The 17611-nt window shown below is 44.6% G+C and carries 14 protein-coding genes and 1 other annotated feature; of the genes, 10 read left to right on the forward strand and 4 right to left on the reverse strand.

Annotated elements, in window-relative coordinates; genetic code table 11:
* Nucleotides 1-525 precede the first annotated feature (525 nt).
* Both VB118_02285 and VB118_02290 read left to right on the forward strand, forming a co-directional pair.
* On the forward strand, nucleotides 526-2277 hold the full coding sequence (locus VB118_02285) for a DEAD/DEAH box helicase (GenBank protein ID MEA4831431.1): 1752 nt from the start codon (nucleotides 526-528) through the stop codon (nucleotides 2275-2277).
* Nucleotides 2278-2461: 184 nt separating this feature from the next.
* On the forward strand, nucleotides 2462-2824 hold the full coding sequence (locus VB118_02290; protein MEA4831432.1) for a hypothetical protein: 363 nt from the start codon (nucleotides 2462-2464) through the stop codon (nucleotides 2822-2824).
* A gap of 184 nt (nucleotides 2825-3008) precedes the next feature.
* On the opposite strand, the gene VB118_02295 is transcribed toward VB118_02290, so the two are convergent.
* Together VB118_02295 and VB118_02300 are read right to left on the reverse strand one after the other, a co-directional pair.
* Nucleotides 3009-3497 (reverse strand): 23S rRNA (pseudouridine(1915)-N(3))-methyltransferase RlmH, encoded by a 489-nt coding sequence (locus VB118_02295; protein ID MEA4831433.1) that lies wholly within the window; start codon nucleotides 3495-3497, stop codon nucleotides 3009-3011.
* A gap of 117 nt (nucleotides 3498-3614) precedes the next feature.
* Nucleotides 3615-4835 (reverse strand): pyridoxal phosphate-dependent aminotransferase, encoded by a 1221-nt coding sequence (locus tag VB118_02300; GenBank protein MEA4831434.1) that lies wholly within the window; start codon nucleotides 4833-4835, stop codon nucleotides 3615-3617.
* 65 nt (nucleotides 4836-4900) lie between these two features.
* Nucleotides 4901-5159 (reverse strand) — a binding site (T-box leader).
* 195 nt (nucleotides 5160-5354) lie between these two features.
* Between VB118_02300 and VB118_02305 the strand changes: the two genes are divergently transcribed.
* The 6 genes from VB118_02305 to ispE all read left to right on the forward strand — a co-directional run bounded on the left by VB118_02305 (nucleotide 5355) and on the right by ispE (nucleotide 13099).
* Entirely contained in the window at nucleotides 5355-6707 is a 1353-nt protein-coding gene (locus VB118_02305) for a DUF512 domain-containing protein (protein ID MEA4831435.1), read from the forward strand.
* The gene (der, locus tag VB118_02310) at nucleotides 6692-8014 is read left to right on the forward strand and encodes a ribosome biogenesis GTPase Der (protein ID MEA4831436.1); all 1323 of its coding nucleotides are present in this window, start codon (nucleotides 6692-6694) and stop codon (nucleotides 8012-8014) included. Before VB118_02305 ends, der begins: the two co-directional genes overlap by 16 nt.
* A gap of 380 nt (nucleotides 8015-8394) precedes the next feature.
* Nucleotides 8395-10155 carry a DUF4838 domain-containing protein gene (locus VB118_02315; GenBank protein ID MEA4831437.1) on the forward strand — a complete coding sequence of 587 codons (1761 nt, stop codon included), beginning with the start codon at nucleotides 8395-8397 and terminating at the stop codon, nucleotides 10153-10155.
* A 15-nt stretch (nucleotides 10156-10170) separates the two neighbouring features.
* Complete coding sequence (gene plsY, locus VB118_02320) at nucleotides 10171-11052, forward strand: glycerol-3-phosphate 1-O-acyltransferase PlsY (protein MEA4831438.1); 882 nt, start codon at nucleotides 10171-10173, stop codon at nucleotides 11050-11052.
* The gene (locus VB118_02325) at nucleotides 11049-12203 is read left to right on the forward strand and encodes a DUF362 domain-containing protein (protein MEA4831439.1); all 1155 of its coding nucleotides are present in this window, start codon (nucleotides 11049-11051) and stop codon (nucleotides 12201-12203) included. Before plsY ends, VB118_02325 begins: the two co-directional genes overlap by 4 nt.
* Nucleotides 12200-13099 (forward strand): 4-(cytidine 5'-diphospho)-2-C-methyl-D-erythritol kinase, encoded by a 900-nt coding sequence (gene ispE / locus VB118_02330; protein ID MEA4831440.1) that lies wholly within the window; start codon nucleotides 12200-12202, stop codon nucleotides 13097-13099. The genes VB118_02325 and ispE overlap by 4 nt, the downstream gene beginning before the upstream one ends.
* Before the next feature lie 81 nt (nucleotides 13100-13180).
* Here the strand turns inward: ispE and rpmF are convergent, their stop codons facing one another.
* Nucleotides 13181-13363 (reverse strand): 50S ribosomal protein L32, encoded by a 183-nt coding sequence (gene rpmF / locus VB118_02335; protein MEA4831441.1) that lies wholly within the window; start codon nucleotides 13361-13363, stop codon nucleotides 13181-13183.
* Nucleotides 13364-13411: 48 nt separating this feature from the next.
* Nucleotides 13412-13918 (reverse strand): DUF177 domain-containing protein, encoded by a 507-nt coding sequence (locus tag VB118_02340; GenBank protein MEA4831442.1) that lies wholly within the window; start codon nucleotides 13916-13918, stop codon nucleotides 13412-13414.
* Between the two features lie 125 nt (nucleotides 13919-14043).
* On the opposite strand from VB118_02340, the gene VB118_02345 reads away from it, so the two are divergent.
* Nucleotides 14044-14925 (forward strand): metallophosphoesterase, encoded by an 882-nt coding sequence (locus VB118_02345; GenBank protein MEA4831443.1) that lies wholly within the window; start codon nucleotides 14044-14046, stop codon nucleotides 14923-14925.
* Nucleotides 14926-15023: 98 nt separating this feature from the next.
* Entirely contained in the window at nucleotides 15024-17198 is a 2175-nt protein-coding gene (locus VB118_02350) for an InlB B-repeat-containing protein (GenBank protein MEA4831444.1), read from the forward strand.
* Nucleotides 17199-17611: the final 413 nt, after the last annotated feature.

Here is a 17611-nt window from a genome sequence, read left to right on the forward strand (position 1 = left end):
GTACAAAGATTTATTTGAAATAATCGTGCTTATTATACTTAAAAAAAGGCGATAAGTCAAATGGTGATGCATTCTTTTATGTTCTTTAGCTTTTCTGAACCGCGTATGCAAGCGGATGAATGTCTGTCTGCCGGAAAACGTTATATGAGTCCGGATTCCATACAGAAGCTGTATCAAAAGCTTCGGGGCAAGACTTCAGAATTCTAACCTTGCTTTTGCTCATGTGTTGTATAAGGCTACGTTAGAGAACAACCTGAACGCGTATGAACTTTGGCAGGTAAACAGTTCATTTTCCGCCGCTTTTTCACATGGCAATTTGAAAAGGCTTTGGTACATGGTCTTTTCACATTATAAAATAATATTTTTTCTGGTGGATGACAATAATAAGGATGAAACGTTAAACGGATTATTAGGAGTCAAAAGTAAACGCTTATAACCCGATTATTAAAATAAAATAACGCTGTCTGACGCACTTGGTTTATCATTTTATGCGCCTTACAGCGGCGGAAAGGCATTTTCATAACCATGAAGAAGGAACAAAGAGCTCAGCGAGAATATGAGTTTATAAAAAAGTCGCTTCCGAAGTTCAAAAAGCAGATGATGGAAACGAAAAGCAGTAAGCTGTGGCACATGGAATCCATCATCAGACAGAAGATAAAAGATCTGAAGCTGCTGCCTTCCCACGATCTTGACGGTTACAAAGAGATCACGGACGGTTATATGAGTCTGCTATGTGAAATTTCGGAGCGGCTTTTGGAAAACTACAACAAGTCTAATAAAACAGATTACCGATTCAACGATGTCGTACGGGAAGATTATCGAGGCTATCTGGATTCAGGGATTATCTCCATACTGATCACCAGCCATTTACCGAAAATCGTCATCGAAGAATTTCAACGGCTGCTGCCGGAAAATCCGAAGGACGAATACCAAGAAGCCAGAAAAATGCGGCGTAAATTTTTTCTCCACCTTGGTGAAACCAACACCGGGAAAACTTATGATGCGTTGCAGCGCTTAAAGCAGTGCGGCGGAGGAGTGTATTTAGCTCCACTGAGAATATTGGCTCTTGAAAACTACGAAAGACTGAACGCGGAAGGAATCCCATGCAATCTCCTCACCGGGGAAGAAGAGCTTCATGTAAATGGGGCGCATCATGCCAGCTGTACGATTGAAAAAGTGGATATCCGAAGGCCTTATGATGTTGCGGTGATAGACGAAATACAGCTCTTATCCGATTCCCATCGCGGCGACGCGTGGACAAGAGCTGTCCTGGGTCTCTGTTGCCCCGAGATTCATATCTGCGGCGCGTTGAACGCTAAAGAGCAAATTATGCGAATGATACGTGACTGCGGGGACGATTATGAGATCACAGAGTATTCCCGCTTGATACCGCTTCAAACGCTTAAAGCCAACATCCGATTTAACGACATAGAGCCCGGAGACGCGTTGATTGCCTTTTCAAGGAAGGGTGTCCTATCGCTGTCTCGGTATTTTTCCGAAAAGGGAATAAAAAACAGCATAATTTACGGCGATTTGCCTCCCGAGGTAAGAAGAATGCAGTACGACGCTTTTCTGAGCGGTAAAAGTAATATACTGATATCGACAGACGCGATCGGTATGGGCGTAAATCTGCCAATTCGCAGAATCATTTTCACAGAGCTGGAGAAATATGACGGAGAACAGCACCGGATTCTTACATCACAGGAGATCAAGCAGATCGCCGGCCGGGCGGGACGTGTCGGAATATATGATATCGGTTATGTGGCATGCACTGACGGTGACAGCTGCTTTGTTGAAGATCAGCTTCTCATACCCGACGCAGAGATACCTTGCGCGGTTGTGGGACCAAGCGAAGCTATCCTTGACATTGGTATGCTGCCGCTCAGGGAAAAGCTGGCGCTTTGGAGCACCAGAGCGGAATCTTTGAATTATTACCGGAAAAAAGACGTTAGGGATTTAATTCTCGTTTTGGACAAGCTTCAGCCATTTCGACTGCCGGAAACGGTACAGTGGCGTCTGATGATGCTGCCTTTTGATGTACACAGCGAAGAGCTTTTAAATCAATTTCTTGTTTATGCCGACGAAGCATTCAACATGAATGCGAGCTGCTTATCGAAACCGGAGCTGTATTCACACATGCTCTCGGAGTGTGAGGTTTATTACCAGAAGATAAACCTCTACTATTCTTTTTCAAAGAGCATTGGTCTTTACTTTGATGAGCAATGGGTATATAACGCAAGAAGACAGATCAGCGATGAGATCAATCGGTTGTTATAAAATTGTATATGTCTGTTTTAAACAGCAGGTTTAGAGCTTTGCTGAAATTACGGAAGATAATTTTTTCGAATTCACAGAATATGGAGTGAAATATTAGCATGACGCCTGACAAGATCGAAAATATCACATATACTTGCGGCAATATAATTCTAATATAAATCCAGAATTTCGGAGGAGAAATCATATGAAAAAGCTATGCTTTGTTCTATGCTTGATTATAATTCAAGGCGTTGTTCTCGCGGGATGCTCGGAAAAAACTTCCGTAATACCGTTGGGCGTTTATTCATATCAGGAATCCGATGAACCCGTAAAACCGAACGTTACATTGCGTGAGGACAACAGGTTTCAATTTGAATTTTCAATAGTCAGCAGCTATTGCGCCATCGGTACTTATATAGTTGATGGCAAGAATCTGATTCTGAATACGGACGACGGTAATAACAAGTATGTTTTTGAAATAAAAGATAAAACCTTAATTATCAATAAAAAAGAATCGTCAGAGCTTCCTTCATATGTAAAAATACCTGATAGGTCAGTTTTTAAATGAAATTATCGCCGGAAAGACCGATTTATCGATTTTTCCGGCGATTTTTTATTTAATGCTTGCTGAGAAATCATAAAACACATACGACAGTAAATTACGGAAAAGATGAAAACAATTGATTGAACAGACGGCAATCAATGGATACTGAGTGTTTCGGCTGGTTTTCAACTGCAAAACTTCAGTAACATTATTTATGATATTTTCCTCCCGCGGCGATTGAAAAGGCGCGGTAAGTCTGCTCGCAGAGCATAAGCCTCATCAGCGAGTGGGGAAAAGTCATTCTCGAAAAAGAGAGACGCAGATCGCAGCATGATTTGACGCTCTCGGACAGTCCGAATGAAGAGCCTATTACAAAAGCGACACCAGAATAGCCGGAAATAGTTACCGACGAAATATAATCAGACAGTTCTTCTGAGGACATTTGCTTTCCTTCGACACAGAGGGCAATTTTTTTAATACCCGAGAGTGCCGACAGCTCTGTGATCAGTAAAAAGGCCTCTTTTTCGAGCGCCGCAGTAATATCTCCGGCCGAGGGCCGCTCCGGAAGCGGAGCGGGACGTACGCAGACATTGCGCAGCTTTGCGCAGGATGAAAGGCGCTTTTCATATTCGGCAATTCCTTCACGAATATATGAATCCTTTGGCTCGCCCACATAAATAAAATAAAGTCCTATCATATGTTGACCTTTTAATATGAGTCATTTGGCTTTGAAATCAGAGATTTGCATACCGGGGATTTATTCGGGCAAAATCATTATCACAGTTATACCCGCATCAATACGATTATAAGCGTTTTATTTCCATCGGTCAAGCTCACGTTTTATCCTTATTACAGACTCCTCAAGAACGGGGATTTCCGGCAGGTAAGTTATACGGAAGTGATCCGGGGAATTTATATTGAAACCGGTTCCGTGAACTATAAGCACATGTTCATTTCGTAAAAGGGAAAGTGCAAGCAGCTCATCGTCTGATATGCGTTTATAAAGGCCGAGATCGATCTTCGGAAAAATATAAAACGCGGCGCGGGGTTTTATGGCTTTGATTCCTGGGACAGAATTTAGCGCGCTGTACATGAATTCACGCTGCTCATACATCCTTCCGCCGGGAAGATAAAGCGGATCGGGTGAAGCTGAACCGAGCGTGTCCGCTATGAGCGACTGCGCGAGGACATTGCTGCAAAGCCGCATCGAGGCAAGTGTATTAAGAGCTTTTATGTATTCGCCGGCGCCGGATTTATCGCCGGAAACAGCCATGAAACCACATCTGAATCCCGGAATCATATGCGATTTCGACAATCCGTTCATAGTGACGGTAAAAATATCCGGACACAACGAAGCAATTGAAACATGCTTTTCACCGTCCATAAGAAGCCTGTCATATATTTCGTCCGAAAAAATGATCAGTCCATTTTCCCGGCACACATCTGTAATTTGCGACAGCACCTGCTTGGGATAAACGGCGCCGGTCGGGTTGTTAGGATTGATCAATATAATTCCGCGAGTTCGTGAAGTTATTCTTTTCTTTATATCGTCAATATCTGGGAACCAGTCGGAGCTTTCGTCGCAGATATAATGGACAGCTTTGCCGCCCGTAAGATTTACCGCCGCTGTCCAAAGGGGATAATCCGGAGACGGAACGAGCATCTCATCGCCGTCGTTTAATAACGCACGCATTGTCAGCAGTATGAGCTCGCTCACGCCGTTGCCGGTGTAAACATCGTCAGCGGTGACACCTTCTATCCCTTTTCGCAGGAAATAATCGGCGGCGGCTTGTCTCGCTTCATAAATACCGCGTGATACGGAGTATCCCTGCGAACGAATATATGAGGCATCAAGAGAAGCTTTAATGCTTTCCGGCGCATTAAACCCGAAAGGACACGGATTTCCTATGTTCAGCTTTATTATTTTTTCTCCGCGTGCGGTCATGCTTTCCGCTTCTTCCGCAACGGCTCCGCGAACCTCATATCTGACGTTATCGAGCTTTTTCGAACGTGAAATTATTTTTTGTTTGTTCATATGATTTCCTTTCAAATACAGATAAAGATACAGATATAGACAAAAAAGCCCGAGCCGAAAAATCGGTCCGGGACGAAAAAATCCGTGTTACCACCCTTATTCGGAGTAGAATACTCCGCTCTCTGACGGTCGAAAACAACCGTGCCGCTGTAACGGGCGATCCCGTGGACATCTGATCCCTGCGATTATATATATATGCAAACAAGAATTTCGATATTCAAGCTCTGAAAACGGCTTCACCGGCGCATCGCAAGGGCTTTCACCTGCTGCCCTCTCTCTGTATCGAAACTAATCCGGTTACTACTTTTTCGTCTATGCTTTTTTCTATTATACTCATTATATAAATATTTTTTGCCGCTGTCAATAATAAAAGTAAAAAAATTACAAAATATTTTTTAAATTTCACGTATGCCTGTGACATATTTCTGAATATTTTCGGCAGCTATATGAAAATTCAAAAATTTATGATATAATATGGAACAGAATAGATTATTAATATTGCGATTTGGATTCATATAAATGGTTAAAATTACAGGAGTGGACAAGCCATCTTCGGCGCAAAAAGCGGGAATCAGTGTTGGAGACGAGCTTGTGTCTATAAACGGATACGAGATCAACGACATCCTCGATTATCGCTTCCGCATCACGGAGCGTAAACTGAAAATTATATATATCCGCCGCGAAGGCGATGGCGGAAGCTCTCAGGAGCTGTGCGCCGAGATCAGAAAGCCGGAATATGACGACATTGGGCTTTCTTTCGAAACATTCCTTATGGATGAAAAGCGTTCCTGCCATAACAAGTGCATATTCTGTTTTATCGATCAGAACCCGATGGGTATGAGAGATACAGTATATTTTAAAGACGATGACACCCGCCTTTCATTTCTAATGGGGAATTACGTTACTCTTACAAACGCAGACATGAAGGAACTTTCGAGAATAATCGAAATGCACATCAGCCCTGTCAATGTCTCCGTTCACACGACCGATCCCGAATTAAGAAAAATGATGCTTTCGAACAGATTCGCGGGAGACATTCTGGAAAAGCTGAAATTTCTCGCTGCCGGCGGCATAGCTCTCAACTGTCAGATCGTGCTTTGTTGCGGAATCAACGACGATGAGCACTTGAAAAAAACGCTGTATGACCTTGAAACGCTCTGCCCGTCGTTAAACAGCATAGCCGTCGTTCCCGCCGGGCTCACAAAGCATAGACAGAAGCTTTTTGAACTTAAAGATTTTGACCGCGATTCGGCACGGAGGCAAATAGAACTGATCGACGGGGCCGCGAAGGAATTCAAGCTGCGCCACGAAACGCGTCTTGTCTATGCCGCGGACGAATTGTATATTAAGGCCGGATTGGCGCTTCCGGACGAGGATTATTACGAAGGATATCCTCAGCTCGAAAACGGAGTCGGACTGATTATGTCTGCAAGCTGCGAAATTGGCGCCGCGCTTGAATCCGCATCTGTAAATATTCCGTATAAAACCATGCGTCGCGTAAAGCTTGTCACCGGAAAAGCGGCGTTCGATTTCATGCGTTCCACCGCCGTGCTGCTCGAAAAAGAGTTTCACGGGTTGAAGATCGACATCATATGCGCGGAAAATCGTTTTTTCGGAGAAAAAGTTACTGTTGCCGGGCTTTTAACAGGCGGCGATATACTGTATGCTTTGCTTCAAAGCGGCACGGAAGGATACGACGCGGTATTCTTTCCCGCTGTTGCCCTCAGAAGCGAGCGTGATAAATTTCTTGATGAGATGACACCCGGCGAAATATCAGAAAAACTTGGCGTTCCGCTTATTGCCGTCGAGAACGGCGCCGATATAGTGGATAAATGCGCCGGTCTGGAGCAGATTATATGTCAAAACCGATAATAGCGATAGTCGGACGCCCGAATGTGGGCAAGAGTACGTTTTTTAATAAGCTTATAGGTAAAAGGCTTTCAATCGTTGAGGATACTCCCGGCGTTACGCGAGACAGGCTTTACGGCGAGACGGAGTGGAACGGCGTTAAAATGACGCTTATAGACACCGGCGGCATAGAGCCGAGGACCGACACGGAAATATTGAAGCATATAGTGACACAGGCTCAAATAGCAATTGACACAGCCGATGTGATTATATTCCTGACCGCACTGTCCGACGGTATCACCGCAAACGACCGCGAAATATCCGCGATGCTAAAAAAGAGCGGAAAGCCTGTAATATTAGTTGTAAATAAAGTTGATTCCATCGGAGGAATGCCGGCTGAGTTTTATGAATTTTTCGAATTGGGTATTGAATATGGGCCGTTTTCCGTCTCCTCAGTCCATGGCACCGGCGCCGGCGATGTGCTTGATTGCGTTGTTTCGCTCGTCCGCTCTCTGCCGCAGCCGGAGGAGGACGACGATCGCATTTCCGTGGCGGTAATCGGGAAACCGAACGCCGGGAAAAGCTCGATAGTGAACCGCATACTTGGGGAAGAACGTGTCATCGTATCTTCCGTCGCCGGAACTACACGTGATGCGGTAGACACGCCCTTTGAAAACGAATATGGTAAATACACGCTTATCGATACCGCAGGAATCCGGCGTCAGAGCAAATTTGAGGATGAAATCGAGCGCTACAGCGTAATGAGAGCGAATTCCGCCATAGAACGGGCTGACGTATGCCTTATCGTCATAGACGCGGCGGAGGGCATCACTTCTCAGGACGAAAGGATTGCCGGACTGGCTCATGAAGCCGGAAAACCGTCTGTGATCGTCGTGAACAAATGGGATCTTGTCGAAAAAGACAATTCAACGACTAAAACATTTACCGACAAGATATACATCGCGCTTTCATATATGACATACGCGCCTATTGTTTTTATTTCCGCCAAAACCGGCCAACGTGTTGAAAAGCTTTTTGAACATATAAATTATGTTAAGATGCAGTCGTGTATGCGTATTTCCACGGGTATGATCAACGATATGCTCGGAGATGCCACGATGAGAGTTCAGCCACCCAGTGACAAGGGAAGACGTCTTAAAATATATTATATGACCCAGACCGCGGTTTGCCCGCCTACCTTTGCCCTTTTCTGCAACAAGGCGGAGCTGTTCCATTATTCGTATCAGAGATATATAGAAAACTGTCTGCGCGACACCTACGGGTTCCGCGGCACACCGATCAAGCTCATTATCAAAGAAAAGGGTGACTGACGTAGAGGAAAAAACGCGGCTTCTTTGAAAGGAAGCCCAGAAAAAAACTTAAATATTATAGATATTATATTGTTTAGGGTTTACAATTTTCCTAAAATCCCAGTTCTTTCCGGCAGCAATAAATATACCTCATCATGGTTTTTATTCCGTTTATTAACGCGGCCAATTTAATAATCGCGCTTTATGAGAGAAAAAGCTTTGGTTTATGAGCTTTTCTCTCATATCGTAAGTCATATAAAACAATTAATATTTATATGCCGTTTAATAATGTTAACAACCGCCATAATAAGTACTTGCGGAGTTATTTCAAAAGCGACCGTAATCTAATTATACCATGTACGACTGTAATCTTGCATTACATTTAAGTGAGGTAAAGCATTATGAAAATCATATCCGGCGGGACGACGGATTATAGAATCGTCATCCCGGAGTGTCCGACTCAGTCGGAACGATTCGCGGCGGACGAGCTGGCAAAATATTTTTTCAGAATAACCGGAGTGAGCATGACTGTCTGTGACGAAAACGCGCCCTTATGGGACAAGGAAATCGTCATCGGACGCGCCGGAATAATGGATTCCGGAATAGATTTTCCCGAGCTTGGAGAAGAAGGATACGCGCTAAAGTCGCTAGACGAAAAATTTTACATAGCCGGCGGGACACGCGGCGTCATATACGGAGTATATTCTTTGCTTGAGGATTTACTCGGCTGTGGTTTTTTCGCGCCGGATTGCGAGTGTGTTCCGAAGCTTGAGGAGCTTTCATTGCCTGAAACAGATATAAAAATAATTCCGGTATTCAGCTTCAGGGACGCTTATTGGCACAGTGCTTTCGATACGGATTACGCGGTTAAGAGAAAGCTGAACAACGCCTCCGGAAGGCCTATACCGGATTCCTGCGGCGGTGGTGTTTCGTATGCGGGTTCGTTTGTACATACGTTCAATCACCTGGTAGATCCGGATATATATTTTGAGAGCCATCCGGAGTATTACGGGTTGACTGAATCCGGCGAAAGAAAACCGTATCAGCTTTGTCTGTCAAATCATAAGGTATTTGACACAGCTTTAGAAAGCGTAAAAAAGCTGCTGCGTGAGAATCCCGGCGCGAGAATAATATCAGTTTCTCAGAATGACGGAGGAAATCCGTGCGTCTGTCCGGCCTGCTCCGCGTTTGACCGTGATCACGGAGGCACGCCATCGGCAAGCATTATCAACTTCGCAAATATGATCGCCGAAGCCATAGAAAATGAATTTCCGGATGTCCTTGTCGATACTCTTGCTTACCAGTATTCACGCTCCGCTCCTGAGGGAATTGTGCCGCGCGAAAATGTCATAGTCAGACTTTGTTCAATCGAATGCTGTTTTTCTCATCCGATTGACGACTGTCGCCGGACAGCGCGCGTCGCGTGGGATTCGGCTGTAAGCAAAAAATCGTTTCCGGAAGATCTTAACGAGTGGGGATTGATCTGCAAGCACATTCATATATGGGATTATACCACTGATTATTCGCATTACCTTTCAGTGTTTCCTAATTTCAATGTGTTGAGGCAGAATGTCGGATTCTTTGCGGATAATTCAGCTGTCGGCATATTTGAGCAGGGTAATTATTCCTCAATAAGCGGCGAATTCGGCGAATTGAAAGCATATCTGCTTTCAAGGCTTTTATGGAATCCTTATATGACCGAAGGCGAATATTCCGGCTATATCGACACGTTTTGCAATGCGTATTACGGCGCGGGAGGAAAGTACATCCGCGAATATATCGATTTTTGCCACAGTCGGGCAAGAGATGTTCATTTTGGTATTAATCATGATCCTCTCGCTATCATACCGTATGAAACGGAAAGCGACAAATACGCGGGAGAGAGCTTTTTGAAAATAGCCGAAGAGCTCTTTGACTCCGCAATGAAAGCTTCAGATGACGAGATAATAAGATCACGCATAGCGAAAAGCGCGGTGCAGCTTGTTTATTACGGCGCGTTGCTTGACGATAAACGGCAAAACCACGAAAGGCTTGAAGCCGCCAACCGTATTCTTTATGATTTATTGATGAAATTCGGCATTACTCATATTTCCGAGTGGGGACATCTCAGACCCGAAAATGAAATAGATTTTACAAAATCGCCCGTATATTTTATGGGCTGATATCCGGAGGATGAAGTGAATAGTTTTGTTGAGCTTATTAGTAAAGGATATATACGTGAACAAATCGTTTCTGCAGGCGGCGGGATATGGAGCATTGTCCTGGCTGAGGCCCTGTGCGCGATTATTGGATATCTGTTCGGAAGCATTAACACCGCACTTATAGTTTCGCGAGCTTTTTACGGCTCCGATGTGCGTGAATACGGCAGCGGAAACGCCGGTATGACAAATATGTTTCGTACCTACGGAAGCAAGGCCGGAGTGTTTACGCTTTTGGGGGATATGGCAAAGGCAGCAATCGGAGTTTTCATCGCAATGCTGCTCATGGGTCAGCCGGCAGGATATATTGCCGGGCTCGCATGCATGATAGGTCATACCTTTCCGGTGTTTTTCGGATTCAGAGGCGGAAAAGGTGTGGTTGTGGCGGCGACGACAATTCTCGTGGTCGATCCACCCGTATTTTTATGCGTGATAGCTATATTCATCGGCGCAGTTATGATCACAAAGATCATGTCAGTCGGCTCAATAACGGCCGCGTTTTTCTTCCCGATGATCCAATATGCATTTCATATCCAAAGACCTTATTTTCCTACGGTCGTCTGCTCGATATTAATGTGCTGTTTTGTCATCGCGGCACATAGACCAAATATACAGCGGCTTTTGAAAAAGGAGGAAAAACAGTTTTCCTTCCGCAGCCGTCCGCTTATAACGGCAAACGCAGACGTGTTGGAACCTGTCAGGCAGGATAAAGCTGTCGGTCCATATAATAGCGGTATTTCTGTCGGCACAGCCCCAAAATCATATCCTGCTCGTACCGGCATAAAGGATCCGAACTCAAGCAAAAAAAAGAACAAAAAGAGTAAAATGAAAAAGAATAAAAAGGATGGGAAAAAGTTTTGATCGTTTCCATGCGGCAATGTGGCGGATATTCTGATCATACCGCAGTTAAAGCTGCGTTGAAGCTCGCGATATGCGATGCGCTCGGAGGTGCGGATGAGCTGGGCGAGCTGATCGCCCGGAAAGGCGGATATATCGCCGTAAAGCCAAATCTCGTATCAAAAAAGCTGCCCGAGCACTGCGCGACGACGCATCCCGCGCTGCTTGCGGCGCTTTTTGAAATTTTAAAAGAATATACGGATAGTATTATTTTAACGGAATGTCCGGGCGGGCCGAATACGCATGCCTTGCTCGACGGAATATATAAAACAACCGGCATCAAAGAAGTATGCGATAAATACGGTGTCAAGCTTAATTACGATATGACATCCTTCGAAAGAGAAACGGAAAACTCTCTTGCGGTAAACCATGTGGGGATACTCGGAGCCGTCGCGCAGGCCGGTGTTTTTATCAATTTTGCCAAGCTGAAATCTCATTCGCTCACAACCATGACCGGAGCGGCCAAAAATCTTTACGGCTTGATTCCGGGTCTTACAAAGGTTGAATATCACGCGAGATTTGATACTATAGAATCATTTACGCGTCTTATATGCGATATAAACCGCGCCGCGCCGCCGGATATTTCAATTGTTGACGCGGTAATGGCGATGGAAGGCAACGGACCGACCGGAGGAAGCCCAAAGAAGGTCGGCATAATCGCGGCGTCAAAAGATGCCTTTGCTGTGGATTATGCGCTCTGCCGCGTTATAAGCTTTGATCCTGCTTCTGTGCCGATATTGAAATGCGCCATGGACAATGAAATTATTAATCCTGTAAAAATTGAAATTCGCGGCGACATTCCGGAAAATTATAAAATATCTGATTTCGCGCTGCCGGATAGCAGAAAGCAGGGTATTATCGCAAGGCTTCCTTCGATAGGTGGCGGCAAGCTCAGAGAATGGCTCGCGCCCAGGCCGGTTATTAACCGCAGTATTTGCGTCGGATGCGGTGAATGTATACGGCTGTGCCCCAAAAAGACGATTTCGCTTATCGAATACCATGGCAGGCGCATAGCGAAGATAGATAAAAGTAATTGCATACGGTGTTATTGCTGTCAGGAGCTATGCCCCAGGAAAGCAGTTGACATAAAAACGAATCCTCTTTTAAAAATATGAAAAAACAGGAGCTGTTTATAAAAGCCCCCGCGAAAATCAATCTTTCTCTTTTACTTACGGGACGCCGCGCCGACGGATATCATCTGATCAGCTCCGTTATGCAGCTTGTCTCGCTTTATGATACAATAACAATTCAAAAAAGGACGGCTTCCGGAATTGAAATAATTACGGAGTCGCCCTTAATTCCGTGCGGAGAAAAAAATACATGTTATAAAGCGGCGGCATCATATTTTAAGACTGCCGGGATTGACAACGCAGGGATAAGTATAAATATTAAAAAAATGATCCCGGAAAGCGCCGGTCTTGCGGGAGGAAGCAGCGACGCGGCCGCGGTCATAAAAGGATTGGAGCGGATTTACGGCGCTTTCGAAGGCGATCATCGAAAGCTTAATGAAATTGCGCTTTCTATTGGAGCGGATGTGCCGTTTTGTATGAATTATCTGTCCTCCTGCTGTATCTGTGAGGGAATTGGCGAAATTATGACGCCTGTTTCACGGAATAAACAAATGACAAAGATATACGCCGTTATCGCAAAAAAAACGCGAGGGCTCTCAACGCCGTCCGTTTATGCGCGTTATGACGCATTGAACAAGCCGGCAACGTCCGAAAGGGACGCGAAGCTTCACGCGGAAATGCTTGCGCATGCCGTGAGCGAAGGCGAGCCTAGAGATATTGCGGCGCTTTTGAAGAATGAGCTTTACGAAGCCGCCATTTGTATCAAACCCGAAATAGCATGCCTTATCGGCTCTATGATGTCCTTGGGAGCTCTCGGTGCGTCTATGAGCGGATCGGGCAGTGCGGTTTTTGGCATATTTCCGAATATAAAGACGGCAAAGCAATGCGAAAGCATATTGCGAGCTGACAGAATCACCGCTTATTGTGTCAGATTTATATAAATGAAAAAACACGAAAGCCGCGGTAAAAACCGCAGGTTTCGTGTCAGTCCAAAGGCAAATTAAAATGTATAAGGTTGATAATCAGTCCTCAACCTTGATAACTTCTCTCCCGTCGTAATTACCGCAGGACGAGCATATTCTATGCGGAAGGATATAAGCACCGCATTTTGCGCATTTTGTCAGTGTTGGAGCGGAAAGCTTCCATACACTGGAGCGTCTTTTGTTTCTTCTTGCCTTCGAGGTTTTTCTCTTCGGTACAGCCATGTGAACACCTCCTAATGTGTGTATTCAATATATAAATACTCTATATTGCTATTTGAAAAATTCTCCGAGCCCGGCGAGTCTGGCATCGCGTTCGGCTTTGGAGCAGGAGCAGTCTCCGGAATTTAGATTTTTGCCGCATTTTGGGCAGATTCCTTTGCAATCCTCTTTACAGAGGAAACGCATCGGCAGATTCAGGAACAGGGATGACGAGACCGCTTCTGACAAATTGATCTTTCCTTCAGGAGCAAGCACGAATTCGTCAGTGTCTTCGTTGTCAAGCGAGACAGCTACGGGATAAGTAAAATCGAGGTTATCGTTCCGGTTTATTTGAGATAAGCATCTTGCGCAGACGGCGGTATATCTGACGGAAATCGTAAGGCTGAGAAGCATATAACCGGAATTATTGTTTGCGGTCGCGAAGACTCGGACGGGCTCGGCGCAGACGATCTCTAAACCGGAAAAATCAAATTGATAAACCCGCTCGGTTGATATGGATTTTTGTTCCCCCGATAAGATCGGCGAAATATCAAATATTGCGTCGTCGGATGGATACATTTAATCAATACCAATACCTTTCTGATATAAAAAGCCGCAGAGAACATTATACACAATCTGACGGGCTTTGTCAATATCACAGTTGAATATCAAAGCGAAATTTTAAAAAAAATCAAGAAAAAATTATGAAAATCAAAAACAACAGCCTAAATGATAAAAAACATACGCATATTAAGGTCATATTATTGGCGGCGATGCTTTTTGCGGTAATTTATATAATTGCCGGACTTTATGAATCGTGTTTTATTTCCGTGAAAAAGTACGAAATATATTCGGATAAGGTTTCTTCCGCAGTCAGGATTGTAAATCTTTCAGATATTCACGATTCGACATCTGAGGGAAGAAAAGAGCGGATATTGTCAGCAGTTGAAAATCTCGTTCCTGATATTGTAACATATTCCGGCGATATATCTCATTATGGCGTTGTGTCAGATGGAACATATGATCTTATGGCTGATTTGGCAGATATATATCCGTCTTTTTTTGTAACGGGGAATCATGAATACATCGGAACGGAAGGAAACGAAAATAAAATAACAAAAAGAATCAAAAGCTTCGGAGTTTGCGTGCTTGACGGTGAAACGGAGATTGTAAAAATCGGTTCTGATTCCATATGTGTTTGCGGAGTGCCGGATATAGTTAGCAAAAAAGAAATACTTTCGTTGTTGCTTGCCGATGCGTCTAAGAAAGCGGAGACAAAATATTTCACGCTGCTTCTTTCACACAGGCCGGAGCTGATTTGGCTTTATTCCCGTTATTGTTTTGATCTTGTTCTGTGCGGTCATGCCCACGGAGGTCAATGGAGATTTCCGCCGTTCATAAACGGGATTTACGCGCCTGATCAGGGTATATTTCCACATTATACGGGTGGAACGATATATAATTACGAATATCGCGGAAGGACAACTGAAATGATAGTAAGCCGCGGGCTTTCTGACGGAAAACGTATGTTCAGGTTTTATAATCCTCCCGAAATTGTTTGCATCGACATCTTGCCTAAACGGTAATTATTTGGTATAATAAATACAGGTACAAAAAAATATAGTTATATTATTAAAAAGTTGAATCATGCTGTTAATTGCGGTATTAATAAGGATAAGGGAAAATGAAAAACGAGACCATCATTGAAACACAGCATAAAATGGATTCGGGCGGCTCTAGGGGCGGGAAAAAGTCGATTATTGTGATATCGGCTGTTTTGTTGGTATTATGCGTCGCCGCGTTTGTATATTTGATTAATAAGCCTGAAAAAATCGTTCCTTATAAAGTCGTATTTGATCTGAATGCCGGGACGCTTATATCGGGCGAAACAGAACAGAGTGTCATGCCCGGCAAAGAGTCGAAACCTCCGGAGATCGAGCGTCCCGGATACGAATTCGAAGGCTGGAAAGCAGACTCACGCAGATGCGGCAGCGATTGCAGGCATATTTACTCGGATGTAACATTCAGCGCGGCATGGGATAGGCAATACCGGATTGAATTCGATCCTGTGGCAGGAAACATTGAACACGGCTGTGCGCTTCAGATGATACGGGAGGGAAAAGACGCCTCTGCTCCTTATGTAACACGCGACGGATATATTTTTGACGGCTGGGACGCTGATTATACACGTGTATCATGTGATATGAGCGTTAAAGCGAAATGGAAGAAGCTTTATATCGTAACGTTTAATGTGGGACATGCGCTTGTGATTTCCGGACAAGAGACCCAAATCGTAGCGGAGGGCGACGCCGCCATCGCGCCTTTGATACAGGATTTTATAAATACTATGCGCGGTTGGGACGCTGATTTTTCCGATGTGAGAAGCGACATGACCGTGACTGCGTTGTGGAGTCAAAGAAAAGCGGACGGGACCGTTATAGAATTCGATCCGGCCGGCGGAGAGCTTGTGCTCGGAAGCCTGAAGCAGACAATTCGCGAAGACATGATTCCGGTACCGCCGCAGCTCAAGCGCAGCGGATATCTTTTCACTGGATGGGACAGCTCTGTTTATGAATCGGAAGGTAAAAGAGTATTCATTGCATCGTGGAAGATAAACGATTTTAGCTCTACGGTTCATACCGTTATTTTCGACGCGTGCGGAGGCAGCATGACCGGCGACGGAATCCAATATATTTCGGACGGACAGTCAGCGGAGGCTCCGGCGGTAAAACGCGACGGATATCGTTTTTTAATGTGGAGTTGTGATTTTGAAAATGTGACCGATGACCTTTATATACGTGCGACCTGGACGCGCGATGAAAAAATAAACATTGATTCGATACGTGATAAGCTCACGGCGGCGACTGTCGTCATGCATATGAGGACATATTCTGACGGCGCATTTATTATGTCAGAGGCCGCGGGCTTCTTCATTACTTCGGACGGAGTCGCGGTCACCGCGGCGCATGTTGTAGATGATAAAACTCATATTTACGCCGAAGATATAAATGGGAAAAAATATTATTTAAGCGGAATAATAGTGTCAGACAGGGCGCATGACACGGCCATTATTAAATTCGAAGCGGAAAACGTTCCGTTTCTTCCGCTTTCATCTGCGGCTCCCATGCCCGGCGATAATATTTTTACTATGGGACATCCGGGTGCCAGAAATTATGTTTTAACTTCCGGCACTGTCATAGATCCGGATTATAACAGCGGAAATGTGATCGGCGGGATTATAAACGGATATCCCGGTAACAGCGGCGGACCGATTGTCAATGAAAAATGTGAAATTGTCGGGGTTTTCAGCGGAGTTATTCATACCAATGACGGCAGAGTGCTTTCAAATCTATCAAACGCGCAGTTCATAAAAACTATAGATCATGACAGAATTATTGAAAGAGTTAATTGTTTTGAATTTTCCGGCAGATATAAAGCCGATATTTACGAAGCTGTCAGGCCGGAACGTGAAAAGAACGGTTCGATTGCTCTTGCGCAGGCCATGCGCTCTGGAGTTACGGTAAGCGGTGAAATAACGTCTTGGAAGGATGTTGACGTATATAAAATAAAGATCCCCACAAATAAGCCGACCTGCCTTACAGCGGCGGTGGTTTACAGGGGATCCGGAACTCCGAACCGTATAAAGGCGCTGGTTTTGAATGAAGGCGTGCAGGCTTTGTCAGACGGTAAAACCTATACGGATTCTGAAGGTAGAATATATACCGAGTTTTTTATATATACAGAGCGCGCTCAGACTCTGTACATCGCGGTGGTACCCTCCGGGAGCTTTGATTCAACCAAGACGGAAGATCACGCCGAATACGATGTCTTCACGGATATTTCACCCGTCAATGATTGAATTCATTCTACAATTTATTCTGATGTATGTGTTTCCCTTATCATTGTGAATTCGTACATACCCAGTACACCCTGGAGCTTCTTTGCGGCTTTATATATACAAAGGCTGCGGCACGATCAAATTTTGACAGATCGTCTGCCGCGGCTATTGACAAGTAATGGCAATGATTGCTATAATATTAGTATAAGCTATTAAATATTGGTGAGAGCTAAAGCGGAAGTTCGTCCATTTCGGGCGGGGACACACCACAAAGGAGAATCGCAATGTAAACGAGACCTTGTCAAGCTCATTGTGTAAACACTCTAAATTACCGATCCCATCCATCGCCAAATAAAATATCCAATTTGCCGCGGACAACGCTCCAGTTTGGGTAAGGTTTAGTCCATTTAGCGGCAATGTCCAAAGTGCGAAGA

This window comes from Oscillospiraceae bacterium, from assembly GCA_034925865.1.
Classification (GTDB): domain Bacteria; phylum Bacillota; class Clostridia; order Oscillospirales; family SIG627; genus SIG704.